At 62.5% G+C, this 25456-nt stretch carries 29 protein-coding genes; 22 read left to right on the top strand and 7 right to left on the bottom strand.

What is annotated here, in order from left to right; translation table 11 throughout:
- Window positions 1-132: 132 nt before the first annotated feature.
- Window positions 133-822 carry a ligase-associated DNA damage response endonuclease PdeM gene (gene pdeM, locus NJ75_RS13205; protein WP_052242479.1) on the bottom strand — a complete coding sequence of 230 codons (690 nt, stop codon included), beginning with the start codon at window positions 820-822 and terminating at the stop codon, window positions 133-135.
- Between the two features lie 64 nt (window positions 823-886).
- On the opposite strand from pdeM, the gene hemF reads away from it, so the two are divergent.
- The 5 genes from hemF (at window position 887) to NJ75_RS24365 (ending at window position 6690) form a co-directional block, all read left to right on the top strand.
- Window positions 887-1750 (top strand): oxygen-dependent coproporphyrinogen oxidase, encoded by an 864-nt coding sequence (hemF, locus tag NJ75_RS13200; protein WP_039335223.1) that lies wholly within the window; start codon window positions 887-889, stop codon window positions 1748-1750.
- An 88-nt stretch (window positions 1751-1838) separates the two neighbouring features.
- Complete coding sequence (locus NJ75_RS13195) at window positions 1839-2375, top strand: GNAT family N-acetyltransferase (protein WP_082013382.1); 537 nt, start codon at window positions 1839-1841, stop codon at window positions 2373-2375.
- A gap of 74 nt (window positions 2376-2449) precedes the next feature.
- Window positions 2450-4537, top strand: a complete 2088-nt coding sequence (locus NJ75_RS13190; RefSeq protein WP_039335221.1) for a RelA/SpoT family protein — start codon at window positions 2450-2452, stop codon at window positions 4535-4537.
- Window positions 4538-4672: 135 nt separating this feature from the next.
- Entirely contained in the window at window positions 4673-6439 is a 1767-nt protein-coding gene (locus NJ75_RS13185) for an AIPR family protein (protein WP_039335219.1), read from the top strand.
- A 29-nt stretch (window positions 6440-6468) separates the two neighbouring features.
- Window positions 6469-6690: an HTH-like domain-containing protein gene (locus NJ75_RS24365; protein WP_156135795.1), complete on the top strand. Its 222-nt coding sequence runs from the start codon at window positions 6469-6471 to the stop codon at window positions 6688-6690.
- 185 nt (window positions 6691-6875) lie between these two features.
- Here the strand turns inward: NJ75_RS24365 and NJ75_RS13180 are convergent, their stop codons facing one another.
- The 3 genes from NJ75_RS13180 to NJ75_RS25365 all read right to left on the bottom strand — a co-directional run bounded on the left by NJ75_RS13180 (window position 6876) and on the right by NJ75_RS25365 (window position 8745).
- Window positions 6876-7616: a transglutaminase-like domain-containing protein gene (locus NJ75_RS13180; protein WP_052242477.1), complete on the bottom strand. Its 741-nt coding sequence runs from the start codon at window positions 7614-7616 to the stop codon at window positions 6876-6878.
- A 96-nt stretch (window positions 7617-7712) separates the two neighbouring features.
- Complete coding sequence (locus NJ75_RS13175; RefSeq protein ID WP_039335215.1) at window positions 7713-8120, bottom strand: DoxX family protein; 408 nt, start codon at window positions 8118-8120, stop codon at window positions 7713-7715.
- Between the two features lie 79 nt (window positions 8121-8199).
- Window positions 8200-8745 carry an acyltransferase gene (locus tag NJ75_RS25365; protein WP_052242476.1) on the bottom strand — a complete coding sequence of 182 codons (546 nt, stop codon included), beginning with the start codon at window positions 8743-8745 and terminating at the stop codon, window positions 8200-8202.
- A gap of 156 nt (window positions 8746-8901) precedes the next feature.
- Here NJ75_RS25365 and NJ75_RS24760 point away from each other — a divergent pair, with 156 nt between their 5' ends.
- The 16 genes from NJ75_RS24760 (at window position 8902) to NJ75_RS13095 (ending at window position 22350) form a co-directional block, all read left to right on the top strand.
- Window positions 8902-9216 (top strand): acyltransferase, encoded by a 315-nt coding sequence (locus NJ75_RS24760; protein ID WP_052242474.1) that lies wholly within the window; start codon window positions 8902-8904, stop codon window positions 9214-9216.
- Window positions 9217-9508: 292 nt separating this feature from the next.
- Window positions 9509-9877, top strand: coding sequence for a 30S ribosomal protein S13 (gene rpsM / locus NJ75_RS13160; RefSeq protein ID WP_039335281.1), 369 nt, complete (start codon window positions 9509-9511; stop codon window positions 9875-9877).
- A gap of 49 nt (window positions 9878-9926) precedes the next feature.
- Window positions 9927-10316, top strand: coding sequence for a 30S ribosomal protein S11 (rpsK, locus tag NJ75_RS13155; protein ID WP_008065643.1), 390 nt, complete (start codon window positions 9927-9929; stop codon window positions 10314-10316).
- 121 nt (window positions 10317-10437) lie between these two features.
- A complete protein-coding gene (locus NJ75_RS13150; protein ID WP_039335210.1) occupies window positions 10438-11502 on the top strand; it encodes a DNA-directed RNA polymerase subunit alpha in 1065 nt (354 codons plus the stop codon).
- 118 nt (window positions 11503-11620) lie between these two features.
- On the top strand, window positions 11621-12046 hold the full coding sequence (gene rplQ / locus NJ75_RS13145) for a 50S ribosomal protein L17 (protein WP_039335208.1): 426 nt from the start codon (window positions 11621-11623) through the stop codon (window positions 12044-12046).
- A 133-nt stretch (window positions 12047-12179) separates the two neighbouring features.
- On the top strand, window positions 12180-14309 hold the full coding sequence (locus NJ75_RS13140) for a prolyl oligopeptidase family serine peptidase (RefSeq protein ID WP_039335205.1): 2130 nt from the start codon (window positions 12180-12182) through the stop codon (window positions 14307-14309).
- A gap of 65 nt (window positions 14310-14374) precedes the next feature.
- Window positions 14375-16606, top strand: coding sequence for a prolyl oligopeptidase family serine peptidase (locus tag NJ75_RS13135; protein ID WP_082013380.1), 2232 nt, complete (start codon window positions 14375-14377; stop codon window positions 16604-16606).
- Window positions 16607-16736: 130 nt separating this feature from the next.
- The gene (locus NJ75_RS13130; RefSeq protein ID WP_039335203.1) at window positions 16737-17330 is read left to right on the top strand and encodes a hypothetical protein; all 594 of its coding nucleotides are present in this window, start codon (window positions 16737-16739) and stop codon (window positions 17328-17330) included.
- Window positions 17331-17445: 115 nt separating this feature from the next.
- Window positions 17446-18000, top strand: coding sequence for a hypothetical protein (locus NJ75_RS13125; protein WP_156135794.1), 555 nt, complete (start codon window positions 17446-17448; stop codon window positions 17998-18000).
- Window positions 18001-18104: 104 nt separating this feature from the next.
- On the top strand, window positions 18105-18428 hold the full coding sequence (locus NJ75_RS13120) for a DUF1476 domain-containing protein (protein WP_039335200.1): 324 nt from the start codon (window positions 18105-18107) through the stop codon (window positions 18426-18428).
- Complete coding sequence (locus NJ75_RS13115) at window positions 18428-18661, top strand: BolA family protein (protein ID WP_039335197.1); 234 nt, start codon at window positions 18428-18430, stop codon at window positions 18659-18661. The genes NJ75_RS13120 and NJ75_RS13115 overlap by 1 nt, the downstream gene beginning before the upstream one ends.
- A 24-nt stretch (window positions 18662-18685) precedes the next feature.
- Window positions 18686-19009 (top strand): Grx4 family monothiol glutaredoxin, encoded by a 324-nt coding sequence (gene grxD / locus NJ75_RS13110; RefSeq protein ID WP_039335195.1) that lies wholly within the window; start codon window positions 18686-18688, stop codon window positions 19007-19009.
- 311 nt (window positions 19010-19320) lie between these two features.
- Window positions 19321-20118, top strand: coding sequence for an NUDIX hydrolase (locus NJ75_RS13105; RefSeq protein WP_052242485.1), 798 nt, complete (start codon window positions 19321-19323; stop codon window positions 20116-20118).
- 70 nt (window positions 20119-20188) lie between these two features.
- Window positions 20189-20482, top strand: coding sequence for a hypothetical protein (locus tag NJ75_RS24360; RefSeq protein ID WP_156135793.1), 294 nt, complete (start codon window positions 20189-20191; stop codon window positions 20480-20482).
- 23 nt (window positions 20483-20505) lie between these two features.
- A complete protein-coding gene (locus NJ75_RS13100) occupies window positions 20506-20979 on the top strand; it encodes a hypothetical protein (protein WP_039335193.1) in 474 nt (157 codons plus the stop codon).
- Between the two features lie 84 nt (window positions 20980-21063).
- Complete coding sequence (locus NJ75_RS13095; protein ID WP_052242472.1) at window positions 21064-22350, top strand: metal-dependent hydrolase family protein; 1287 nt, start codon at window positions 21064-21066, stop codon at window positions 22348-22350.
- Between the two features lie 7 nt (window positions 22351-22357).
- On the opposite strand, the gene NJ75_RS13090 is transcribed toward NJ75_RS13095, so the two are convergent.
- Together NJ75_RS13090 and NJ75_RS13085 are read right to left on the bottom strand one after the other, a co-directional pair.
- A complete protein-coding gene (locus tag NJ75_RS13090) occupies window positions 22358-22831 on the bottom strand; it encodes a hypothetical protein (RefSeq protein WP_156135792.1) in 474 nt (157 codons plus the stop codon).
- Complete coding sequence (locus NJ75_RS13085) at window positions 22828-23208, bottom strand: winged helix-turn-helix domain-containing protein (protein ID WP_039335275.1); 381 nt, start codon at window positions 23206-23208, stop codon at window positions 22828-22830. Before NJ75_RS13085 ends, NJ75_RS13090 begins: the two co-directional genes overlap by 4 nt.
- Before the next feature lie 66 nt (window positions 23209-23274).
- On the opposite strand from NJ75_RS13085, the gene NJ75_RS13080 reads away from it, so the two are divergent.
- On the top strand, window positions 23275-24411 hold the full coding sequence (locus NJ75_RS13080) for an aminotransferase class I/II-fold pyridoxal phosphate-dependent enzyme (RefSeq protein WP_039335187.1): 1137 nt from the start codon (window positions 23275-23277) through the stop codon (window positions 24409-24411).
- On the opposite strand, the gene NJ75_RS13075 is transcribed toward NJ75_RS13080, so the two are convergent.
- Window positions 24408-25448 carry an alcohol dehydrogenase family protein gene (locus NJ75_RS13075; protein ID WP_039335185.1) on the bottom strand — a complete coding sequence of 347 codons (1041 nt, stop codon included), beginning with the start codon at window positions 25446-25448 and terminating at the stop codon, window positions 24408-24410. The two genes, NJ75_RS13080 and NJ75_RS13075, sit on opposite strands and share 4 nt — an antisense overlap.
- Window positions 25449-25456 lie beyond the last annotated feature (8 nt).

The following is a 25456-nucleotide window of genomic DNA, read 5'->3' as shown; positions in this document are numbered from 1 at the left end:
GAGCTATAGTGCTTTCTCCTGCAGTTTTTGCCCAATATGGTTCCGCGCGCTCATATCACAATGCGCGCACAGATAAAGGGCGGTTTTGCCCTTGGTTCTAAAGCCGACGGGTTTCGCGAAAGCATGTTGCTTTCAGGCTGCAGCGCGCCAGAGATTGAAGCGGGCCAGCTTTGCCCCGGCAGGGACGATCGCATCGATCGAGCGGGCGGGCTGCAATGCCGCCAGAATTGCCGGGTCGCCTGCGTCCATGCCTCCGGTCAAAGCGCCGAAAGCGGGAAGAATCAGGCGGTTCTCGCTCGCGACGGCACAGGGGCGGGCAATGGTGCGACCGCGGATCGAGACGCGCAGCTTGGGGTGGAAGTGCCCTGAGACTTCGGCTTCGCCGGTGCCTTTGCGGGCGATGTGGCGCAGGGTGAGACCGCGAACGGCCAGCTCGTCAACCAATGTGCCGCCGGGGGCAGATGCGTCTTCGTCGTGGTTTCCGGTGATCCAGACCCAGTCTTTCGCGCGGGTGAGGGCATCAAGCATGCCAGCGGCGTAAGGCTCCATTCGAGCGACGGCGGCGGCATCGTGGAACGAGTCGCCCAGGCAGAAGACGCGGCGGGCGCCGGTCTCGCGCAGGGCCTCGGCAATCCGTTCGAGAGTGGCGCGACTGTCATACGGGGGGAGCATCTGGCCGTGGCGCGCGAAGAAGCTGGCCTTTTCGAGGTGAAGGTCAGCCACCAGCAGCGCATTTTCTTCCACCCAATAAAGCGCGCGGGATGCACCGAGGCGGAATTCCTGCCCCATGAACTGAAAAGGTGCGAACGAAAAGGGAACCATGGCTTTCCCTTGCCGGATCGCGATTCCCTTGGCAAGTCGCCATGACAGACCTTTGGGGGAATGCATGACCGACTGGACGACCCACACTACCCGCGCTCGCGCCTGGTTCGAGAGCTTGCGTGACCGGATCTGCGCGGAGTTCGAGGCGATCGAGCGCGAAGCGGGGTCGGATGCGTCGTTTGCCTATACGCCGTGGAACCGGGAGCATGACGGCGAAGCTGTCGAAAACGGCGGCGGCGGTGTGCAGGGCCTGATGAAGGGCAAGGTGTTCGAGAAGGTCGGCGTCAACGTCTCGACTGTGCAGGGCGAGTTCTCGAAGGACTTCGCCGGATCGGTCAATGGGGCGAGCGCAGAGGCGCCGGGCTTCACTGCGACGGGGATCAGCCTGGTGGCGCACATGCGCAATCCGCACGTGCCGGCGGTCCACATGAACACGCGCTTCCTGACGACCAGCAAGGCGTGGTTCGGCGGTGGCGGCGATCTCAACCCGCCGATCCCCTATGAGGAAGACACGGCCGAGTTCCACGCCGAGTACAAGGCGGCCTGCGACAAGCACGATCCGGAATACTACCCGAAGTTCAAGAGGTGGGCGGATGACTACTTCTGGATTCCGCACCGGAAGGTCCATCGCGGCGTTGGGGGCATTTTCTACGACCACCTCGAATGTGCTGACGATGCCGCATTCGAAGCCAACTTCGCCTTCACGCGCGATGTGGGCGAGGCTTTCATCAACGTCTTCCCGCGTCTGGTGAGGAAGCGGATGGGAATGGACTACTCGCCGGCAGAGAAGCTGACCCAGCTCGAATATCGCGGTCGCTATGCCGAGTTCAATCTGGTGTGGGACAGGGGTACGCTGTTCGGTCTCAAGACCGGCGGGAACATCGATGCCATCCTGATGAGCCTGCCACCGGAAGCCGTCTGGAGCTGACGTGATCGAGGCGGAAGGCCCGGCGCTGCCCCGTGGGTTCCACAACGTTGCGCCGGGCGATCTGGCTTGCGTCGTGACCTCGCTCGAAATGCGCCAGCCGCCGGCGGGCTTGCGTCGGCTGGTGCCCGAAGGCGACGTTCCGGTGCAACTGGTGCGCTGGAAGGACTGCGCGCCCGAGAAATACCGGCTGCTCTATCGTCGCGTGGGTGAGCCCTGGCTGTGGTGGTCGCGGCTGGCCATGTCGGACGCGGAACTGGCGGCGATCATTCACGATCCGCAGGTGCAGGTCCATGCCGTGGTGGACAGGGCGCGGGTCGAGGTCGGCATGCTGGAGCTGGACTTCCGTGCGGCCGGGACGTGCGAGATAGCGTTCTTCGGACTGATCCCCGGGGCGACCGGCAAGGGCCTTGGCAAGTGGTTGATGCGGCGGGCGCTGCAGATGGCCTGGGTGCCCGGCGTTGAGCGGGTGTGGGTACACACCTGCACGCTCGACGATCCACGCGCCCTGGGGTTCTACATGGGACAGGGCTTTGCGCCCTATGCACGGCACGTCGAAATCTTTCCTGACCCCCGCGTCGCAGGACTGTTGCGGGAAAGTGCCGGAACCGAGCCGATCATCGGCTGATCGACCAATACGATTGCATTCATGCGGCTTTCCCCCTTGCGGGAACCGCTCCGATGCCGCCATTTAGGGCACAGATGCTCCGCCAGTACGAACTTGTCGAACGTGTGCTTGCCTATGATCCCGATGCGGACGAGGCGATGCTCAACCGTGCCTATGTCTATACCGTGCAGAAGCACGGCACCCAGAAGCGGGCGAGCGGGGACCCGTACTTCTCGCATCCCGTGGAGGTGGCCGGCCTGATGACCGAGCTCAAGCTCGATCAGGACACGATCATCACTGCGCTGCTCCACGATACGGTGGAGGATACGCTTGCCACCGTGGACGAGATCGAGCGCCTGTTCGGGCCGGACGTGGCGCGGCTGGTCGATGGCGTGACCAAGCTCTCGAAGATCGAGACGATGAGCGAGAGCGAGCGCGCTGCAGAGAACCTGCGCAAGTTCCTGCTGGCGATGAGCGAGGACTTGCGCGTCCTGCTGGTGAAGCTGGCTGACCGCATGCACAACATGCGCACGCTCCACTACATCAAGAGCGAGGAAAAACGGCGGCGCATCGCGCGCGAGACCATGGATATCTATGCCCCGCTGGCCGAGCGGGTGGGCATGTACGAATACATGCGCGAGATGCAGCTGCTGGCTTTCGAGCAGCTTGAGCCCGAAGCCTATGCCACGATCACCGGCAGGCTGGCGGCGATCCGCAGCGAGGAAGGCGCCCAGGTCGATGCCATCGCGCTGGAGATCAAGCAGGCACTGGCCGAGGCGGGCCTGCGCGTCGAGGTTTCGGGGCGTGAGAAGCACCCCTATTCGATCTGGCGCAAGATGGCCGAGCGGCACGTGTCGTTCGAGCAGATCACCGACATCATGGCCTTCCGCGTCCTGACCGACAACGAGGACGACTGCTACAAGGCGCTGGGCATCCTGCACCGCGAATGGCAGATGATCCCGGGGCGGTTCAAGGACTACATCTCGACGCCGAAGATGAACGGCTATCGTTCGCTGCACACGGCGCTGATCTATTCCAACGCGATGCGCGTGGAAGTGCAGATCAAGACGCACGAGATGCACGAGCGCAACGAGTTCGGCCTTGCCGCGCATTGGGCCTACAAGCAGGGCGGCACGCCCGATGGGCAGGTGGGCTGGCTGCGCGACCTGATCGAAATCCTCGAATCCAGCCACGACGCCGAGGAACTGCTCGAGAACACCAAGATGGCGATCTACCAGGATCGCATCTTTGCCTTCACGCCGAAGGGGGCGCTGTTCCAGTTGCCCAAGGGGGCGACGCCGATCGACTTTGCCTTCGCCGTCCATACCAAGCTCGGCGCGCAGGCGGTGGGGGCGAAGATCAACGGTCGGCACGTGCCGCTGCGCACGCCGCTCGGCAACGGCGACGTGGTGGAGATCATCAAGAGCCGGACGTCAGAGCCGCAGTTATCGTGGCTGGGCTTTGTCGTCACCGGCAAGGCGCGGGCCGCGATCCGCCGTTTCGTCCGCCAGAAGGAGCGCGCCGAAGTCGCCGCGATCGGGCGCAAGCTCTACGAGGAGATCGTCGAGCGGCTGCCGACCAAGATCGGCAAGAAGGCGCTGAACGATGCGCTCAAGCGGTTGAAGCTGGCGGGCGAGGAAGACTTCATGTTCGCCATCGGCTCGGCCAAGCTGGACGACCGGCAGGTGATGGAAGCGCTGGTGCCCGGAAGCGCTGCCAACATTCCCGAAGAGAACTGGCCCAGCCAGAAGCGCGCTATTGCGGTGCGGGGCCTTACGCCGGGCATGGCCTTCAAGCTGGCCGACTGCTGCCACCCGGTGCCAGGCGACCGCATCGTCGGCCTGCGCCGCCCCGGCAAGGGGGTGGAAGTCCACGCGATCGACTGCATGAAGCTGGCAGACGGCGTCGATGCCGACTGGATCGACCTGTCATGGGACGCCCGCACCGACGGCGCGATCGGGCGGCTGCGTGCGGAACTCTACAATCGCCCCGGCACCCTGGCCGAAATGGCCGGCATCTTCGCCAAGAACCACGCCAACGTGGTCAATCTCGAGATGACGCAGCGGGAGAACCCGTTTCACACCTATGAGGTGGATCTGGAGGTGCGGGACCTGGCGCATTTGACGCGGATTATCTCAGCGTTGCGGGCGAGTGAGGCGGTGGCGCAGGCGGAGCGGATTTGAGGGAATAGATAAGTGTATTTAGTAAAGTGTCACCGTAACCTGTAATTGAGCCGAAGCGCCCGCGCGTTACGGATTGCACTTAAGCGCTGGCACGTTCAATGTGACACTGGCGACAGTGGCCCGTGGGGGAATACCGTGTTCAATCTAATCAAGCAGCAAGTTGCCAGCGACTATTTTCAACAGAACTTCCCAAACGATGGCCAGCGCTTCGTGGCTTGGTATCTACGCAATGTCCTGTTCCGTGATATGAACGAGACGAAGGCGGACATAACCGATGGCGCGGATGACAAGCAGATTGATGCTATCATCGTCGATGACGACAAATCCGTTGTTCGAATCATCCAAGGCAAGTTTATCGGGAATGGCAACGTTGATGGCGAGCCCTTACGTGAAGTGCTGTCATCTTGGATTCAAATCAAAGATTTGGCACGGCTACAAAACGTGGCGAACAGCAAGCTGAAAGCGAAGCTGTCGGAACTGGCAACAGCACTTGAAGACGATTATGAAGTTTCGTTCGAACTGTTAACTACGGGTTTACTCACGCCAGCCGCTCAAGCGGACTTGGCTGCGTTCCAAGAGGAACTGGCGAAACTGAGCGAGAATGAATCGTTCGATGCAACGATTCACGTCATCGATGCGGACGAACTGCAACGACGCTATGAATACGCCATTGAGGCCGACAACCCCAGCCTGAACTACAAGCTGGACCTGTCCGGCACGAAGCACATGTATCACGAAGTTGCGGGGACGCCAGTCGTCGTCGCGGCGCTACCATTGAAGGAATGCATTAAACTGCCCGGCATCAAGGATGGCACGCTTTTTCAAAAGAACGTGCGCCAAAGCCTCGGAACCAGCAACGCCGTCAATAAGGGCATTCGCCAATCGATCCTTGGCGACAAGCGCAGTGATTTCTTCTTTTTCCACAACGGCGTGACTGCACTCTGCAACAAGATGACGTATGACGAAGCCAGCCAGTCGCTTTCGCTGCACGGGCTTAGCGTCGTGAACGGCTGTCAGTCGCTAAACACGATATTGTCGTGCAGCGAAACGGTGAAGAAGGTGGATGATGCCTTCATCCTGTTTCGGTTCTACGAAATTCCACAGCGGGACCGGGCGGACAAAATTTCCATCAATACAAATTCGCAAAGCGCGGTGAAGGCCCGCGATTTGCGCAGCAATGATAAGCGTGTTCTAGCGCTGAAAAAGGCTTTCGAACTGAAATACCCAACTGGCTATTTCATCACCAAGCGGGGTGAAGCGGCTCCCGCAGATCGCAACAAGATAGAAGTTGTAGAACTATCCGAATATGCGAAGACGTTGATTGCGTGGCAGACACTAAGGCCGAACCTGTCCTACGGTGAAACCAAGATTTTTGATAAATATTTTGAAACGCTGTTCAAAAACAAGGATTACCCGCCTGAAAACATCATGGCGTTGAACAGGTGGATGCATGCGGTTCGCCGCACTTGGGTTTCGGATAACCCACTAAGCTTGAACGAGACTTTGTTGGCGATGAAGGCATACGCACCGTATCATCACCTCTACGCTGTTGCGATGTGCTTCGCTATTTCTAGCAACCAATCGGATCGCGTTTCCAATCCGGCGCGTGCCTGGCAAGCCGCTGAAGCTGCTGGGATGGTAGATGAAATTGTGCGGCTTGGCGGAACGGCGTTGAATATGGCGCTTGAAGCGGCTGCGAATGAAACACAGCCACCCAACCGGGTCTTCAGCCCGCAAAATTGGATCAAAACGAAAGGTTGCCTGTCGAACATAAACATGGCTGTGAGAAACTACTTCAACATGTTGAACGTCATGCCGGGTGGAGCAGAAATCAAAAAGAAACTGAACGACGCAGCCGTTTTGCCTCAAGAAGCCTTCGAATATCGTTGGTCCGCTGATTAAGTGTAGAGCGCATAGAAGGAGTATTTTGTATGAGCGAAATTGCTGAAAAATTGCGGCGTGTGGTAGATGCCGCACCCAAAGGTGACAAAGTTGTCACCATTCATCTTTTCGGAATTCAGCACGCACAACGACTCAATGGTGTGAACCTTCAGGATCTTGCAGAACGCGCCGGAATTGGAAAGTCTTTTGGGACGGAACTACGAAAGGGAGTTCGACTTGCCGAATTCGTGGAAATTCGAAAAGGTAGATAAGTTTAATAGCCCCGAAAAACTGCAAATTACGAATTATCAATTACGTGAATTAAGGGGACACGTGCATAATTCCCTAAATCGAAGTCCGGAAACTCAAGAGAAGCCAAGCCCCTTGTCGAGTACGGGAAGACGAGGTCTTTGGGTGATTGTGGCGTGTGGGTTCACGCTGGTTGCGACACTGCCCGTTAGTCCATCAAGCGCACCTCTACCACCTGCGCATTCAGCGTCGCGGCGCCGAAGATCGTCAGGAAAGCGATGTCAGCAGCGTCGCGTCCTACGCCGATGATGGCGGTTGTGGCGGGGTCGGCCATGCCGGTCGCGTCCACCAGGTGCCAGTCTCCCGCCAGCCAGACCTGGGCGAGGGCGTGGAAGTCCTGGGGGGTGACGTCGGGGCTGTAGGCGCTGACCATTCGGGCCGGGATGCCAAGGCTGCGCACCAGCGCGATCAGGAGGTGGGCGTAGTCGCGGCAGACGCCTTCGCGGGCGTGGAAGGTGTCAAGCGCGGTGGTGCCGCCGTGGCTGGCACCGGGGACATAGGCGAGGTGGGTGGCGATCCAGTCGCGCACGGCCTCTACCGCCGCACCGCCAGTCAAGTGGCCGAACATGTCGACCGCGGCGGCGTGCATCGTGTCGACCGGGCAGTAGCGCGAGGGGAACAGGTATTCGAGCACTTCGCCGGGCAGGGCAGTGAGGCTGTCGGCGGCAAGATTGGCCAGCGGCAGGGGCTGGCGGTCGATCTCGACGATGACGTTGTAAGATACCTCGAACCGCGTCCGGGGTTCGAGCCATTGGCGCTCGCCCAGACCATCGTGCCCGGCGACGGTGTGGGCTATGCCGGGTGTGGTGATGCAACTGGTCTCGAGCAGGCGCTGTCCCGCCACTGCCGCAACGCCGATCTGCATCAGCACCGGAGCGGCGGCGGACATGGCATAATCGAGCGATGCGGCAATGCGCAGGCGAGTTGTGATGGCAATATCCGACGCTGGAGGGACGGCCGCCCGTGCCGGCGGCGAATCTTGTCGCTATCTAGCGGCCTCGGCCCTTTGCGCAAACAACCATGCGACGACCGCCGTCATAAAGATGGACAGCAGGTTCTGGGCAAGCGACGCGCCGTCCTGCGCGAGTTGATGGGTTACGGTCGAGACCAGTTCGAGCGCGATGAATCCGTATGCTGCCATCATGCCGATCCGGCTGTACCCCGGCCGGAACAGTGCCAGCAGCAGCAGGAGCGTAAGCGCAAGCTCGGTGATCCCGACAAGGCGTCCGAGCCATTCCGGCAGATGCACGGTCCAAGCCGTATGGCGCATCAGTTCCTCGCGGGAGGAGAAGACCTTGTGCCAGCCGACGAAGCCGTGGAATGCCGAAAGCAGCAGGGTCAGCGGCACGAGCAGGGCCAGTCTCACGAGCGGTGGAAGACGCAGTGCGGCCATCGAGTTCTCTCCCCATGTATTATTAGAACTTCTGGTCTAATATGGATCGAGGGCGGTGACAATCGTCTGAGAAGGGCTTTCAGTCGTTGGCTTCAGGCGTTGCTTCGAGGGCGGCCGGGCCGCGTGTTGCGAGCCCGAGCTTGATGGCCTCGCGCGCATACATCAGGCGCTGGTTGATGTGGGCTTCCGGCAGGCGGCCGAGCCATCCGGCGTCGATGCCCCGCCGCACGATGCGTGCGGGATTGCCCGAGACGATGCAGTCATCGGGAACGTCGCGCCTGACGACCGATCCCACCGCGACGATTGCGCCGTTCCCGATGGTCACGCCGGGCAGGATGACAGCCCCTGCGCCGATGAAGCAGCGCGCGCCGATCGAGACCGGGCGCACGTTGCCGTCCTCTCCTCTGGTAAAGATTGCGGCGTTGAGGGCGATCGCGGTTTCATCGCCGATCGAAATGGCGCCACGCCTGCCCACTTCCATGCGCGTGCTGAGCGACAGGTCGACCTCCCGGCCCATGCGCACGCCACGGACATGGCGGAGCCAGGCGATGTAGCTGCCGATCACCAGGCCACGGGCGCGGATGAAGCGCGAGAGACTGCGTCCGCTGATCGGGGGGTAGGCCATGGCGAGTTGATATCTCCGGCCCGGGCGTTATGCAAAGCGCGATTGGCCCCTGGCGGGCCTGGCGGGGGCATCGGACGCGTGACCAGAGGGGCGGGTATACGCCGAAAGAGCATCAGGCAGAGACTTCGGCATCTTGTCCAGACCCGCTTCTGGGGGATGAACATTGCCGCCAGCGCCTGGGTCTCCCCGACAGCGTCGCTCGACCGCAACTGGCCATCGGGGATCCATATCGGCGATGAGTGCGTGATCGGGCCATGGGCCATCCTGCTTTCGCACGACTTCACGCGCGGTCTCTACGCCGACACCGTTATCGGCAGCGGCACCACGATTGGCGCGCGGGCCATCGTCATGCCGGGCATCAAGGTGGGCAAAGGCTGCGTGGTGGAAGCCGGCGCTGTCGTGACGCGCGACGTTCCCGATGGGGCGCGTGTTTCCGGACATCCGGCAAGGATCGTCGCTCCGACCCAGTAGGGCTGCGCACCGGGGGTTTTGACCTCGCGGCGCGATTGGGATAAGGTTGCTCCACATTCGAGCAGGACCGTGCCACGAACGGCGCGCAGTCCGCCTTTTGTGCTTGCGTAACGGTTGACGTTGCAGTCGAAACCGCCTAATCGCGCCTTTCACTCATTTCCGGGCAACGTCTGCACAATCAGGATCAAGATCCTGAAACCATGCAGAAATCCGGGATTTCCCGAGTGAGTTTTCGCGATGAGATAGGCGGCGCGAGCGATTCGCGCGGCCTGTGGAGCAAACGGAGAAGCAAGTGGCTCGTATTGCCGGGGTCAACATCCCCACCAACAAGCGCGTGATCATCGCGCTGACCTACATCCATGGCATTGGCGCACACAAGGCCAAGCAGATCGCCGACAAGCTGGGTATTGAACACACCCGCCGCGTGGCCGACCTTTCGGACGCAGAGATCCTTCAGATCCGCGAAACGATCGACGCCGAGCACACCGTGGAAGGCGATCTTCGCCGCGAAGTGGCGATGAACATCAAGCGCCTCATGGACCTCGCGTGCTATCGTGGTCTGCGTCACCGCAAGGGCCTGCCGGTCCGCGGTCAGCGCACTCACACCAACGCCCGCACCCGCAAGGGCAAGGCCAAGCCGATCGCCGGCAAGAAGAAGTAAGATCTGAACAGATCCTTCTTCCGTCCAAAGTTTCTCGAGGATATTTACCATGGCACGCGAACCTCAGCGCATTAAGCGCCGCGAGCGCAAGAACATCACCAGTGGTGTTGCGCACGTAAACGCCAGCTTCAACAACACCATGATCACCATCACCGATGCTCAGGGCAACGCCATTTCGTGGTCGTCGGCCGGCATGATGGGCTTCAAGGGTAGCCGCAAGTCGACCCCGTACGCAGCGCAGGTCGCTGCTGACGATGCCGGCAAGAAGGCTGCGGAACACGGCGTCCGCACCCTCGAAGTCGAAGTCAAGGGTCCCGGTTCGGGCCGCGAGAGCGCCCTTCGCGCCCTTCAGGCGGTCGGCTTCACCATCACGGCGATCCGTGACGTGACCCCGATCCCGCACAACGGCGTTCGTCCGTCGAAGCGTCGTCGCGTCTGATCCTGCCTATGGTGGATGGGGCGCAGGTACCGGCGCCCCTTTCACCCAATATCTCGACCGGAGCCGGGAATTAAGCATCCCGGCAACCGGCAAAAGCCCGCACAAACCCCAGGGGAATTCCATGACTGTCAACATCAAGAACTGGCAGGAACTGAAGAAGCCCAACAATCTCGAGATCAAGCCGGGCAACGACGCCAAGCGCCGCGCGACATTCGTCGCCGAACCGCTTGAGCGTGGCTTTGGTCTCACCCTCGGCAACGCGCTGCGTCGCGTGCTGCTCTCCTCGCTTCAGGGCGCGGCGGTCACCTCGATCAAGATCGAGAACGTTCTTCACGAATTCTCGTCGCTCGCCGGCGTCCGCGAAGACGTGACCGACATCGTGCTCAACGTGAAGCAGATCGCCCTCAAGATGCAGGGCGAAGGCCCCAAGCGTCTGCAGCTCTCGGCCACTGGTCCGGGCGAAGTGAAGGCAGGCGACATCGCCGTCACCGGCGACATCGAGGTCATGAACAAGGACCTCGTGATCTGCAATCTCGACGAAGGCGCGACGTTCAACATGGAACTGACCGTCGATACCGGCAAGGGCTATGTCCCCGCCGTGTCGAACCGTCCGGTTGACGCGCCGATCGGCCTGATCCCGGTCGACTCGCTGTACTCGCCGGTCCGCCAGGTTTCGTACAAGGTCGACAACGCCCGTATCGGTCAGGAGCTTGACTACGACAAGCTCAACCTGACGGTCGAAACCGATGGCACGATCACCCCGGAAGACGCCGTGGCCTATGCTGCGCGCATTCTTCAGGACCAGCTCGCGCTGTTCGTGCACTTCGACGACCAGGTGCCGGTCGGCCACGTTCCTTCGGTTGCCGGTGGCGTCGCTGCCCATGCACCGGAAGAGAGCGATGCCAACCAGCTCAATCGTTACCTTCTCAAGAAGGTCGACGAGCTCGAGCTGTCGGTGCGTTCGGCCAACTGCCTCAAGAACGACAACATCATCTACATTGGCGACCTGGTCCAGAAGACCGAAGCCGAGATGCTGCGCACGCCGAACTTCGGCCGCAAGTCGCTCAACGAGATCAAGGAAGTCCTTTCGTCGATGGGCCTGCGCCTCGGCATGGACATCCCGGGCTGGCCGCCTGAGAACATCGAAGAGATGGCCAAGAAGCTCGAGCAAGAGCTTCTCGGCTAAGGAAATTCGGGGCGTCCTTCGGGACGCCCTGTTTTCAAGGGTGACTTGGCGGCAGCCCTAATTGCCGCCTGGATCGGGGTACCTCGTACGGCCCCCCTACGAACGGAAGGGAAATACCATGCGTCATAAACTTGGCCAGCGTAAGCTGGGTCGTACTTCTGCCCACCGCATCGCGATGCTGCGCAACATGGCAGCGGCTCTGATCAAGCACGAGCAGATCACCACGACGACGCCGAAGGCGCGCGAACTGCGCCCCTACATCGAAAAGCTGATCACGCTTGGCAAGAAGGGTGGCCTTTCGAACCGCCGTCTCGCCCACGCCCGTCTGCTTGACGATGCCCAGCTGCAGAAGCTGTTCACCGTTCTGGCCGAGCGTTATGCCGATCGCAACGGTGGCTACACCCGCATCATCAAGGCCGGTTTCCGCGCTTCGGACGCCGCGCCGATCGCCGTGATCGAACTGGTCGACCGTGACACCTCGGCCAAGGGCCAGGACTCGGGCCCGGTGATGACGGCTGATGAAGACGAATACGAAGCCGCATAATTCGCGCTTCGTTTCGGACGAGATTGACGGGCGGGGCCGCTGGCTCCGCCCGTTTTTCGTGCACGGGGCTTGTGCGTGACGGGAAGCTGGCTAGTTTCGGCTGCAACCGAATGATTCACCGGAAAGCTCCCCCATGCCCATGCGCCAAATTCTGTTCGCCACTGCGGTGGCGGCTGTCAGCCTGTCTGCCCCTGCCTTTGCCGGAGATACAGCCTTGAACTACCCTGAGACTGACCGGGGGTCGGTGGTCGAGACCCTTTTCGGCGAACAGGTTGCCGATCCCTATCGCTGGCTGGAAGCGGACGTTCGTATTGACAGCAAGGTTGCGGCGTGGGTCGACGGCCAGAGCAGGTTTACCGATAGCTATCTCAAGGCCCTGCCGGAGCGGGCCGGGTTCGAGAAGAAGCTTAAGGGGCTGTTCGACTATCCGCGCTGGGGCGTTCCCCGCGAGGAAGGAGGCCGACTGTTTCACACCTACAATTCGGGTCTGATGAACCAGGCGCAATTGGTCGTGCGGGATGCCGCCTCGCCTGAGGGGCGCGTTCTGCTGGATCCCAATGGCTGGGCGAAGGATGGGGCGACCGCGCTCGACGCCTGGGAGCCTTCGCCGGACGGGGCAACGCTCGCCTACACCGTGCAGGACGGTGGATCGGACTGGCGGACGATGAAGTTCGTTGGCGCGGGCGACGGGAAGGCCCTTGCGGACGAGATCAAATGGGTGAAGTTCAGCGATATCGCATGGGTCGGCAATGACGGCGTGCTCTATTCACGCTTTGAGGCACCCAAAGAGGGCGAGGCGTTCCAGGCGCTGAATTACAACCAGACCGTTTGGTATCACAAGCTGGGTACGCCGCAGGCTGAGGACCGGCCCGTCTTTGCGACCCCTGACAAGCCGAAGTGGGGACATGTGGCGCAGGTCAAGGGCGAGGGGCGCTGGCTGGTGGTGACCAGCCATGAAGGCACCGACCCCCTTTCAGCCGTGTTCGTGGCGCCAATCGGCAAGGCTGACTGGAAGTTGCGCCCGTTGGTTCCCGACATGACCGCCCAGTGGGACTGCTTTGACGCGACAGGCGACACGCTGTGGTTCGTGACCAGCAAGGACGCGCCGCTCAAGAAGGTAATGAAGGTCGACCTTTCGGGGGCAGAGCCGGTCTGGACCACGGTGGTCGAGCAAAGCGATGCGAACCTCGACGGGGCCGCGATCGTCGGGGGCAAACTCTACCTCAATTACCTGAAGGACGTGAAATCGCTGATCAAGGTCTACGCCCTTGACGGGACACCTGCCGGAGAGATGGCGCTGCCGGGGATCGGATCGATCACCGGGTTCAGCGGCAAGCCGGGGGACCGGGCCGGATTCTTTGGCTTTACCAGCTTCACCACCCCCGGAACCGTCTACAGCTTCGATACGGTCAGCGGGAAAGTGGCGCCATGGCAGAAGGTGCCGCTGAACTTCGCGCCCGAGGACTACAAGGTCGTGCAAGTGTTCTATCCATCGAAGGATGGCACAAGGATCCCGATGTTCGTGGTCCGGCGCAAGGACGCAAAGGGGCCGGTGCCGACGATCCTCTATGGCTACGGCGGCTTCAACATTTCCTTGCCGCCAGCCTACTCGGCAGCACGCATGGCGTGGCTGGCGAGCGGCGGGGCCTATGCCGTGGCGAACCTGCGTGGCGGCGGCGAATATGGCGATGCCTGGCACGATGCCGGGCGGCGGGCACGCAAGCAGAATGTGTTCGACGATTTCATTTCGGCAGGCGAATGGCTGATTGCCAATAACGTGACCCCCAAGACGGGGCTTGCGGTGGAAGGCGGCTCAAACGGCGGGCTGCTGGTGGGCGCAGTGGTGAACCAGCGGCCCGACCTGTTCGCGGCGGCGCATCCGGCGGTGGGCGTCATGGACATGTTGCGCTTCGACCGCTTTACCGCCGGGCGTTACTGGACCGACGATTACGGCCGACCTGATGTCGAGGCAGACTGGCGCGTGCTGCGGGCCTATTCGCCCTACCACAACGTGAAGGCTGGCACGCCCTACCCGGCAGTGCTGGTGACGACGGCTGACACTGACGACCGCGTGGTGCCGGGGCACAGCTTCAAGTATGCAGCAGCGCTCCAGGCCGCCGGACTTGGACCGAAGCCGCAACTGATCCGCATCGAGACTCGCGCCGGACACGGGTCGGGCAAGCCGATCTCGAAGTTGATCGAGGAAACGGCTGACGTTTACGCGTTTCTGGCGCACTGGACGGGGTTAAAAGCCACGGACTGAGGAAGAAGGGCATCTCCCGCATATCGTTGCGCTGTGCTATGCCTTGGCCAACGATGATGCGGGAGATGGCAAGGTCTGCGCGCGGCCTGTTGGGCGGCGCACTTCTGTTGGCGGCGCTGCTGCCTGCAGGCCCTGCAGTTGCGGACAGTTCCGAGGTGGCCTTTCCGGAGGCCTCTGGAGGTTCCAATCCCAGCAGTAGTAATGCCAGGCTTGTCCTTCCGAAGACGGCTTATCCATCGACCCGGGCCGATCCGCTGGTCGAGCAGGTTTTCGGGCAGCGCGTTGCCGATCCTTTCCGTTGGCTTGAAGCCGATCCGCGAACGGATGGCGCGGTCGCTACCTGGGTGGCAGAGCAGAATGCCTTGAGCGGGGATTATCTGGCGAGGCTACCCGCCCGTGAGCGCTTTGCCGGTCGTATCCGATCCTTGTTCGATTTCGAGCGCTATGGCCTGCCGCGCAAGGCTGGACGAAGCTATTTCTACACGCGCAATGCAGGCTTGCAGAACCAGTCGGCATTGTGGGTGCGCAAGGGGGTCGAGGGCAAGCAGCGCCTGCTGATCGATCCCAATGGCTGGAGTGCGGACGGGTCCTTGGCGCTGGCCCAATGGGAGCCATCACCATCCGGCAAGTATGTCGCCTTTGCCGAGCAGGAGGCGGGCAGCGACTGGCGCACCTTGCGCGTGGTGGATGTCGCGAGCGGCCGCATCTTTGACGAGCGTATCGCGTGGGCCAATGATACGGAGATCGCCTGGGTTGGCGACGAGGGCTTCCTCTATTCGCGCTTTCCGGCACCCCGGGCGGGCGATGATCCCCGGGCGCCGCGCTTCAACAAGGCGGTATGGTTTCACCGCGTCGGCACCGCGCAGGATCACGATGAACTGGTCCACGCAACGCCAGAGAACCCCGCATGGAGCCACAAGGCACTGGTGACGAGCGACGGGCGCTGGGCCGTGGTGGTGAGCGAAGTCAGCACCGACAAGCGCAATGCAGTTCATCTGATCCAGCTCGACGGGCGCAGGTCGGGCGAATGGAAAGCGCAGCCGCTGGTGCCCGAGATTGCAGATCACTGGAAGCTGGTGGCGGGGATCGGCGATCGCTTGTGGTTCCTGACCGACCGGAGCGCTGCCAATTACCATCTGGTCAGCATCGATCTGGCCCACCCGAAGAAGGGCTGGACCGTGGTCGTGCCCGAGCGCGGCAATACGCTGGAAGGGGCGCGGATGATCGGCGACCGCTTCCTGTTGTCGTATCTCAAGGACGGCCAGACGGTGGCGGTGATGACCGATCGCAAGGGCAAGCCGGGCAAGGCGATAACGCTGAACGGGATCGGCACGGCCAGCGGGTTTGGCGGACGACCCGGCGACCCGGAGACATTCTACCAGTTTACCAGCTTCAACCTGCCGCCGGCGATCTATCGCATGGACCTGCAGAGGGGAACGGTAACGCCGTTTGCGGTGCCGAGAATGGCGTTCGATCCCGCTGACTATCTGGTCGAGCAGCGTCAGTACCCTTCGAAGGACGGGACGATGGTGCCGCTCTATGTCGTTCGCAAGAAGGCCCTGGCGGCGGCAGGCAAGCCTTTGCCGACCCTTCTTTATGGCTATGGCGGTTTCGATATTGCGCTGACGCCGGCCTATTCGCCGGTGCGCATGGCCTGGCTAGAGGCGGGCGGGGCGTTCGCGCTGGCCAGCGTCCGGGGTGGCGGCGAGCTTGGGCGCTCCTGGTACGAGGCCGGACGGCGCGAGAAGAAGCAGAACAGCTTCGATGATTTTATCGCTGCGGGCGAATACCTCGTGAAGGAGGGGATCGCGGCCAAGGGCGGTCTTGCGATCCAGGGCGCATCCAATGGCGGGCTGCTGGTGGGAGCGGTCGTGAACCAGCGGCCCGATCTGTTCGCTGCGGCGAATCCCGACGTGGGCGTCATGGACATGCTGCGGTTTGACCGCTTCACCTCCGGCCGGTTCTGGGTGGATGATTATGGCCGTCCTGACCGGGAGGAAGATTGGCACACGCTGCGCAGCTATTCACCCTATCACAATATAGACGGGGGCAGGGCCTATCCCGCAATCCTCGTGACCACTGCGGACAATGACGACCGCGTGGTGCCAGCGCACAGCTTCAAGTACGTGGCTGCGCTGCAGGCCGCGGAGATCGGCGAGCGGCCGCGCCTGTTGCGCGTGGAGGCGCGCGCGGGGCACGGGACGGGCAAGCCGGTGGAGAAGGTGATTGGTGCGGGCGCCGATGTGCTGGCGTTCCTGGCCTACTGGACGGGGCTGGACAGCGAAGCAGTACGGTAGCAGGCCCGTTCATCTTAGGGGCTGTTTTGATGAACAATCGCTGTCGGCGTGGTTCAGCGTCCCATCACGGCGAATCAGGCAATCCTTCATGCGTGGCGGGAAAGGCCCGCCGTTTTGAAGGATCTGAGCCATGAAGACTTTGCCCAAGGCCCTGGTCGGAACTGCTGCCGCCGCTGCGGTCGCGGTGTCTTCGGCCTCTCCCGCAGTTGCCCGAGACCATCGCGGCGGCATCGACGGGGGCGACATCATTGCAGGTGCGCTGGTGATCGGCGGCATTGCCGCGATCGCCGCTGCAGCAAGCAACAACAATAACCGCGACTATGACCGCTACGGTTATGGCGACGACTGGCGGGGCCGTGATGGCTGGAACGACGGTCGCTATCGCGATGGCTACTACGGCCGTGGCAACCCGCGCCAGGCGATCGAACAGTGTGTGCGGACGGCAGAGCGCAACGCCGCCCGCTACAGCTATGGCCGGGCCGACGTGACCGACGTCCGCGAGGTGCGGAACACGCGGTGGGGCTATGAGGTTCGCGGCCGCATCGCCGTGAACACGCGCGGTCGCGATTGGCGCGATGGCGACCGCTACTACGGCAACGGCTGGGGTGGCGACTATCGGGGCTGGAACAATTCCCTGCGCGGCTACGACAGCGGTTCGTTCAAGTGCAAGTTTGAACGGGGCCGGGTCGTCGACCTCGACTACAGCGGCATTCGCGGTCTCTGAAGCATGAAAAGCCAGGCGGTTCAGGCATCGGAAAGCCTGGGCCGCCTAGCCTTGCAAGAATGGCGGGCACCGACTGCTGGCCCATGGATCGGGGCAGGCGGTCGGTTGTGAAGGGATGATCATGGTGGGACGTTTTTCCAGGATTGCGATGGCGCTGGCTGCGCTGGCGACGACCGCACTGCCGGTTGCTGCCGAGGCGCATGGACGCTGGGATCGCGGCGGCTGGGGCGGGCGCGGATGGCACCGCGATCGCGGCGGCGTCGACGGCGGCGATGTGCTGGCCGGGCTGCTGATCATCGGCGGCATTGCGGCAATCGCGACCGCTGCGAGCAAGGCCGAGAAGAAGCGCAATTCCGGGGAGGATGATGGCTATCGTTATCGCCCCGAAGATGATCGGCGCAACGACCCGCGAGACGTTCAGCGGGACGGGCAGCCCGATGACTGGCGGGACGACAGCCGGGCAGGCGTGGGTTCGCGCGGGTTGAACGACGCGGTCGACTCCTGCGTCACCGAAGCCGAGCGGAAGGGCGAGGTGGACGAGGTCTACGACGCCACGCGCAATGGCGATGGCTATCGGGTGTCAGGCACGCTTCGCAATGGTGACAGCTTCTCCTGCGACGTGAGCCGCGAAGGCGGCGTGCTCCTCGACATTCGCCGCGGGCGGATCTGACTCCGCGCTGCCTGAGCCCCAGTGTTTCTTTTCGTGATGCCTTGCAGGGAACGCGCTCGCTGATTATCGGCTGGAGAAACCCTTTTACGAAGGATATCCGGCCGATGACCACGTTCGACGATCGCGAGAAGGCTTTTGAGGCCAAGTTCGCCCGTGACGAGGAAATGATGTTCCGCGTCCACGCCCGCCGCAACCGTCTGCTGGGCACCTGGGCGGCCGAGCGCATGGGCCTCGATGCGGCCGAAACCGAGGCTTATGCCAAGTCGGTCGTGCAGGCCGATTTCGAGGAAGCCGGTGACGAGGACGTAATCCGCAAGCTGCTGGGTGATCTGGTTTCGGCCGGCATCGAAACCGACGAAGCGGAAATCCGCGCGGCGATGGAAGCCAAGCAGGTCGACGCCCGCCGCCAGCTGATGGGCGAAGCCTGATGGCAATGCCTGCGGCCGAGATCGAGGCGATGATCCGTGCGGCCTTGCCGGACGCCGAGGTCGAGATCACGGACCTTGCGGGCGACGGCGATCACTATGCCGCCCGTGTCACGTCTGCCGCCTTTGCCGGCCTGAGCCGTGTCAAGCAGCACAAGCTGGTATATGATGCGCTTGGCGGGCGCATGGGCGGCGAGCTCCATGCCTTGCAACTGACCACTGCCGTTCCCAACTGAGGACGGAAAGGAAACTCATCCACCATGTCGACCGAGCAGCGCATCTCCGAAATCGTCAACGGCAACGACGTCGTCCTGTTCATGAAGGGAACGCCGCTGTTCCCGCAGTGCGGTTTTTCCAGCAAGGCCATTGCCATCCTCGAGCATCTGGGCGTCGAATACGCCTCGGTTGACGTGCTGCAGGACATGGAAATCCGCAGCGGCATCAAATCCTACTCTGACTGGCCGACGATCCCGCAGCTCTACGTCAAGGGCGAGTTCGTGGGCGGATCGGACATCATGATGGAGATGTTCCAGGCTGGCGAATTGCAGCAGCTGATGGAAGATTCGGGCGTCAAGGCCGCCTGATCCACCAAGAGTTCAGCATTTCATGAGGCGCGGTCGGCAATGCCGGTCGCGTCTTTTTTTGTGGTCTGCCTGTTTGAGGGAGGTCCCGGGAGAGGCGGAGCCATAGAGACCGGGGGGACTGGCTCCGCCTCGAGAAGAAGCTACTCTTCGGGACATTATGACTTAAGCATTCTTCGTGCCAGTTTGCGGAAAAGGCCTGTCTTCCGGGATTCTCCGCGCCTGAAACCATCAGGCTGAAGCGGCGAATGTAAAGTGATCCGACACTTTCTCGAGACTTGGCAAGCGCGCCTGGGCGGGACATGATCGCCAGGATGGAAACGCATGATATCGAGCCCGAAAACTGGCTGAGCAAGACCACTCCGGCGGCAACCGTCATCATCTTTCGGCATGCTCCTGCCGGTGGCGCGCCACAGATTCTCATGGTGGAGCGCAATGCCAGCCTGAAGTTTGCAGGGGGCGCCACCGTCTTTCCGGGCGGCAAGATCGATCCGTCGGACTTTTCGCTGGCGGAAAGCCTGGGGCAGAGCGCTGGGGGAGATCTAGGCGATCTGGCGGCGCGAGTGGCTGCTGTCCGCGAAACCCTGGAAGAGACCGGCCTGGTGGTTGGAATTTCGGGCGAGGTCGATGGCAGGCTTGCGGCCGAAGCGCGACGCATGCTGATCTCGGGCGGTGATCTTGCGCCGGTACTGGCAGAGTTTGGCTGGGAGCTTGAGATTGATCGGCTGGTGCCCTTCGCTCGCTGGTGGCCGAAACACAGGACTGAAAGAATTTTCGACACCCGCTTCTATCTCGCCGATCTGGGCACCGGGGCGGTCGATATCGAGGTTGATGCCACCGAGAACCGGCACCTCTTCTGGGCAAGTGCGCGCGAAGCGCTCGATCTTGCCGAAGAAGGCAAGATCAAGGTCATCTTTCCGACGCGACGGAATCTTGAACGCCTGGCGTTGTTCGGCAATTTCGACGAAGCGCGCAATCATGCCGAGACGACACCGATCGGCACGATCAGTCCGTTTGTGGAAGAGCGGGAGGGGCGTCGCTGGCTGATGATCCCGGACGGGTTGGGTTACCCGGTCCGTGGCGAACCGCTCGAAATGGCGCAACGGGGCTAAGCGTAAATCCCTAGGTTTGTGGTGAGCTGTCGTTGGTGACCTCATGGCAGAGTGATGCCGAGGAGCCACCATGTCGGGATCGCCGGTACTGTCTGCCAAACTGCCTTCAGGTGTAGCCGAGAGCGTCGCGCCAAACATCGCGGTGCCCCGTCCTGCACGGCAGGAGGACGCCCCGGTTCGTTCACCCGTCCATCAGTTACAGGAAGAACTGATGGCCGGGCGATTCGGGCAGGCGGAGGGTGATTCGCCAACGGAAAGTGCCTCGGGCTGGGTTCGTTTCGGGCTGCCGCTGGCGTTGTCGGTCCTGCTATGGACTGTAATTTTTGGATTTATTCAGATCATTTCCGGACCTTTCGTGCCGTAACGAATTGTTGAGAGGCTTGGGCAATGATCCTGCGCATGCGTAGCCCACTCGACATGCTGACCCCTGGTCAGATTTCCCGCACCGCCCGTGTTGTCGCAGTAGCCAGCGCGGTTGCGCTCGGCTTCGGTTATGTGACGGACCAGCTCAGCGTGACGACGGCCGGTGTCGGCTCGTTCTTCCTCGCGTGCTCCCTGCTATTGGCGGCGCCACGCCAACGCGCGACCGAGCTGCTTGGCGCTGCGACCGTATGGCAGTGCTTTGCCGAATTCCTGTCGACCGTGCAGAGCGGGCAATTCGCCATGTGGCGTCTTGGCGTATCGATCGCGACGCTGGGTTGCGTGATGGCCGTGATCCGTGTGCAACACTTACGCGATCTTACCCGCCAAAGTCCTGACATACAGCTCCAGCATCTCGATCGTCGGACCATAAATGGCATGGGTATTTTGCCTCGGACCGACGCGCAGCTTGCAGAACTGCGGCACGAGGAAGCGGCCTGAACCCGGATTGAGGAAAAAGGACGGCGCAGATTGTTGCCGCTCCTTGTTGCGCAGGTATGATGGCGCCATTCGAAAGGATGGCGAATGCGGATTGTCCTACAGGTTCTTGCTGCTGCCCTGACGCTGACCGTTGCGGCTCCTTCGTTTGCCGGCGAGCGTTCCGAGGCGCTGACCCTGTTGCGGCCTGACGCCGTATTCGACGGTGAGACCGCAGTGCTGCGCAAGGGCTGGGCGGTTCTGGTAAGGGGCAACCGCATAGAAGCGGTCGGTCCTGACATTGTCGCGCCAGTCGAGGCTTCGGTCATTGCGCTGCCAGGCACCACCTTGATGCCGGGCATGATCGAGGGGCACTCGCACCTGTTCCTGCACCCCTACAACGAAACGCCGTGGGACGATCAGGTCCTGCATGAGTCTCTGGCGCTGCGTACGGCGCGCGCCACGGTTCACGCGCGGGTGACCTTGCTGGCGGGCTTCACCACGGTGCGCGATCTCGGCACCGAAGGCGCTGGCTATGCCGATGTGGGACTGAAGCAGGCGATCGAGCAGGGAATCGTGCCCGGGCCACGCATGCTGGTGGCGACGCGCGCCATCGTTGCGCCGGGGGCCTATGGTCCCAGAGGGTTCGAGCCGGGGGTGACGGTGCCGCTTGGTGCGGAGGAGGCTGGCGGGCCGGACCTGATCAATGCCGTGCGGCGGCAGATCGGCGCCGGGGCGGACCTGGTGAAGGTCTATGCCGATTATCGCTGGGGACCCGGCGAACCGAGCAGGCCAACCTTTACGGAAGCGGAACTGAAAGCTGTGGTGGAGGCTGCGCACGGTGCCGGACGGCAGGTTGTCGCCCACGCCAGCACGGCAGAGGGGATGCGTCGTGCCGTCGCAGCCGGTGTCGACACGATCGAGCATGGCGACGAAGGGACGCCTGACGTGTTCGCGGCGATGAAGGCCAAGGGCGTGGGCTTCTGTCCGACGCTTGCCGCAGGCGATGCGATTGCACGCTATCGCGGATGGAATGGTGAGGCGCCGGTGCCCAAGGGCGTGCAGGAGGGGTTCGAGGCCCTCGCCAAGGCGCGCAAGGCCGGGGTCGCCATCTGCATGGGCGGAGACGTCGGCGTTTACGCCCATGGCGACAACGCGCGGGAAGCCGAACTGATGGTGAAGGGGGGCATGACGCCCGCCGAAGTGGCAATCGCAGCGACATCGGGCAACGCGAAGATGTTTGGCATCGGTGACCGGCTGGGCAGCGTGAAGACGGGAATGCTGGCCGATCTGGTGGCGGTCGAGGGCAATCCGCTCACCGACATTGCCGCGATCCGCAAGGTATCGCTGGTGATGAAGGACGGCGTGCTGTGGAAGGGGCCGGTGGGGCGCTAGGTAGTTATCAAGGCTTCTGGGCCAGCAATCTGGCGGCATGTGATGGCCTTATGGCGAGCAAGTAGCCAATTTCGTCCGATGTGATGTCCGGTCGTTCACGTTTCAGCTCGTGAGCGGTGGCCACCAATGCGTGGCAGTTCGGATCCAGGAAGTGTGCAACCTGTCCGCATTCACGTTCCAGTCGTAGCACCGCGCCAAACTCAAGAAAGTCTTCAGGCCAGATAGCATCCGTGACGATCCGTGCTGCATCCTCGGCATCAATGCGCTTCAGGCAGAAATTGTCATGAACCCTTTCTTCTTGCGCGATCATCCAGAACTGTTGGCATTGGTTGCACCGGGACATGTAGAGCCACCATTGCAGGCCTCCGTGTTCGCTAACAAGATCAAGCGAACCTAGCACTTCCTCGTCTGGCTCAGAGCCCATGCCAATGACTGCCAGGTTGCCGAGCTCTGCGCAGCGGCAATTCGTGTGCGATTTCAAGTCCTGTCACCTTTGCGGCTTGCCTTCGGATCCGCCAGGAGCGCCTCTGCGAGGGCCAGATAAGCTGCGCATTCGGAGCTTCCTTGCAGGCGTTCTTGCAGCGCCCGGTAGTGGTGCAGAACGGCAATGCCCAATGCAGTCAGCCTGGCTCCGCCGCCTTTTGCGCTGCCGGGAGAGGTTTGGACCAGAGGTTCGCGCCAGCAGCGATTCATGGCATCGACCAGCAGCCACGCGCGGCGGTAGCTCATGTCCATGGCGCGCGCGGCGCCGGAAATGGAGCCTTCGCGGTCAATCGCATCAAGCAGGTCGGCCTTGCCGGGACCCATCGCGATCTCGTTGCCGCAGTAGAGCTGGATCTTCAGTTTGAGGCGCTTCATCGGCGGCAGGTTATCGGCGCGGCCGGCAGGGTTGCAACTTGTTTCGGCGGCAACTAGCACGCTGCCATGATCGCCGAAGTCGAACCGTTTCACGCCATCGCCGTTTCCCGCATCGCGCACGATATGGAGGCAGCGGGCGCCAGTGTCATCCACATGGAGTTCGGCCAGCCGTCGACCGGCGCTCCGGCCAAGGCGATTGCGCTGGCGCACGCGGTGCTGGACAGCGAGGCGATGGGCTATTGGGAAAGCGTGGCCCTGAAGGACCGCATCGCCCTGAGCTATGCCGAGAACTATGGCGTGACGGTGGAGCGTGAGCAGGTGATCCTGACGTGCGGTGCTTCGCCAGCGTTCGTCATGGCGTTGTCGTGCCTGTTCCGGCCGGGTGCGCGCATTGCTCTGGCCCGGCCGGGCTATGTTGCCTACCGCAATTCGTTGAAAGCCATGTACCTCGAGCCGGTCGAGATGGATTGCGGCCCGGCAGAGCGGTTTCAGGTCACCGCTGCCGCTGTCGAAGCGCTTGATCCGGTGCCCGATGGGCTGATCGTGGCGAGCCCGGCCAATCCGACGGGGACGATCATAGAGCCGGCAGAACTGGCCGCGATCGCAGAGGTCTGTCGCCGGAAGGGTATCAAGGTCATCTCCGACGAAATCTACCACGGGCTGAGCTACGGCGCGAAGGCGGCGTCGATGCTCGAGCATCTGCCCGACGCAGTGATCGTCAATTCGTTCTCGAAATACTTCAGCATGGCCGGGTGGCGGCTCGGCTGGCTGGTCGTGCCGGCCTCGCTCATCGACGCGGCGCGGGCGCGAATGGGCAGCCTGTTCCTGACGCCGCCGGTGCTGGCGCAGAAGGCCGGTCTCATGGCCTTCGAGTGTCGCGACGAGCTTGACGGGCATGTCGCGACATATGCGCGGAACCGCGCGATCCTGCTGGAGGCACTGCCTCCCATGGGGCTGGGGCGCATCGCCCCGCCCGATGGCGCGTTCTACATCTATGCCGATGCCAGCGAGTTCACCGACAACAGCCTGGCGCTGTGCGAGGAGCTGTTGCGCGATACGGGCGTTGCGACCGCGCCGGGGATCGACTTCGATCCGGTCAACGGCAAACGCTTCATCCGCTTCAGCTTCGCGGTTTCCACGCCTCTGGTGGAAGAGGCGATGCGCCGGATCGGGCCCTGGTTCGCGGCACGACGCAAAGGCTAATCCGGGGTCAGCACCATCTTGAGCGCACCTGCCTCGCGCGCTTCGAACAGGCGGTAGGCTTCGGCGCCCTGTGACAGCGGCAAGTGGTGGCTGATGTAGCGTTCTGGCTTGAGGCGGCCCGAGGCGACCAGCGGGAACAGCGCCGGCAGTTCCTCGGGCACGGAGCAGGTGCCGACGCGGAAGGTAAGACCGCCAGCAAAAGCGCGTTCCAGCGGGAAGGGGAAGCGTCGCGACTGCTGGACGCCGATCACCGAGACAGTGCCGCGCACGCGCACCAGGCGCAGCGCCATGTCCACCGTGGCATCGGCACCCACGACTTCGACAACGCAGTCCAGCCGCTTGCCGTGCGTGTCCTCCTTTATCCGCGCAGCGGCCTCGTCCGGGTGCAGGGCAATTGCGCCGAGGCTTTCGGCAATTGCGCGGCGCTCGGGCACCGGATCGATCGCGTAGACGACATGCGCACCCATGACGAAGGCGCTTTCCACCACCATCAGGCCAATCGGGCCGAGGCCGATCACGCCCACTGACGAGCCGGGGTGGATGTCAGCCTGCCGCGCCCCGAACCATGCGGTGGCGAGGGCATCGGTCATCATCAGTGCCTGATCGGTGCTGATCCCGTCCGGGATCGCAACGGCATTGGCATCGGCGGCAGGCACGCGCACCGCTTCGGCCTGGGAGCCCTGGAGTTTTGCCGAAAGGCCGTAGCAGCCCGATCCGTTGTTCTCGCAAGTGTTGACGACGCCTGCGAGGCATGAGCGGCAGGCGCCGCAACCGACTGCCGCCGGGATCATCACCTTCTGGCCGACCTTCAGGCGATGGACGCCGCGGCCCACCTCGACCACTTCACCCACGGCTTCGTGGCCGACACAGAAGCCGACGTCTTCAGAGAAGCCGTAGCCATGGTAGATGTGGAGGTCGGAGCCACAGATCGAGCAGGCATCGACCTTGACGATTGCGTCCCGGTCAGACTGCGGCAGCGGATCGTCCATGCTTTCATGGCGGATGTCGCGGGCACCGTAGTAGCGAAGGGCTTTCATGACAGCGG

It is taken from the genome of Novosphingobium subterraneum (genome assembly GCF_000807925.1).
Classification (GTDB): domain Bacteria; phylum Pseudomonadota; class Alphaproteobacteria; order Sphingomonadales; family Sphingomonadaceae; genus Novosphingobium; species Novosphingobium subterraneum.
The sequence above is the reverse complement of the archived record's forward strand: the minus strand, read 5'-3'. Positions and strand labels throughout refer to the sequence as shown.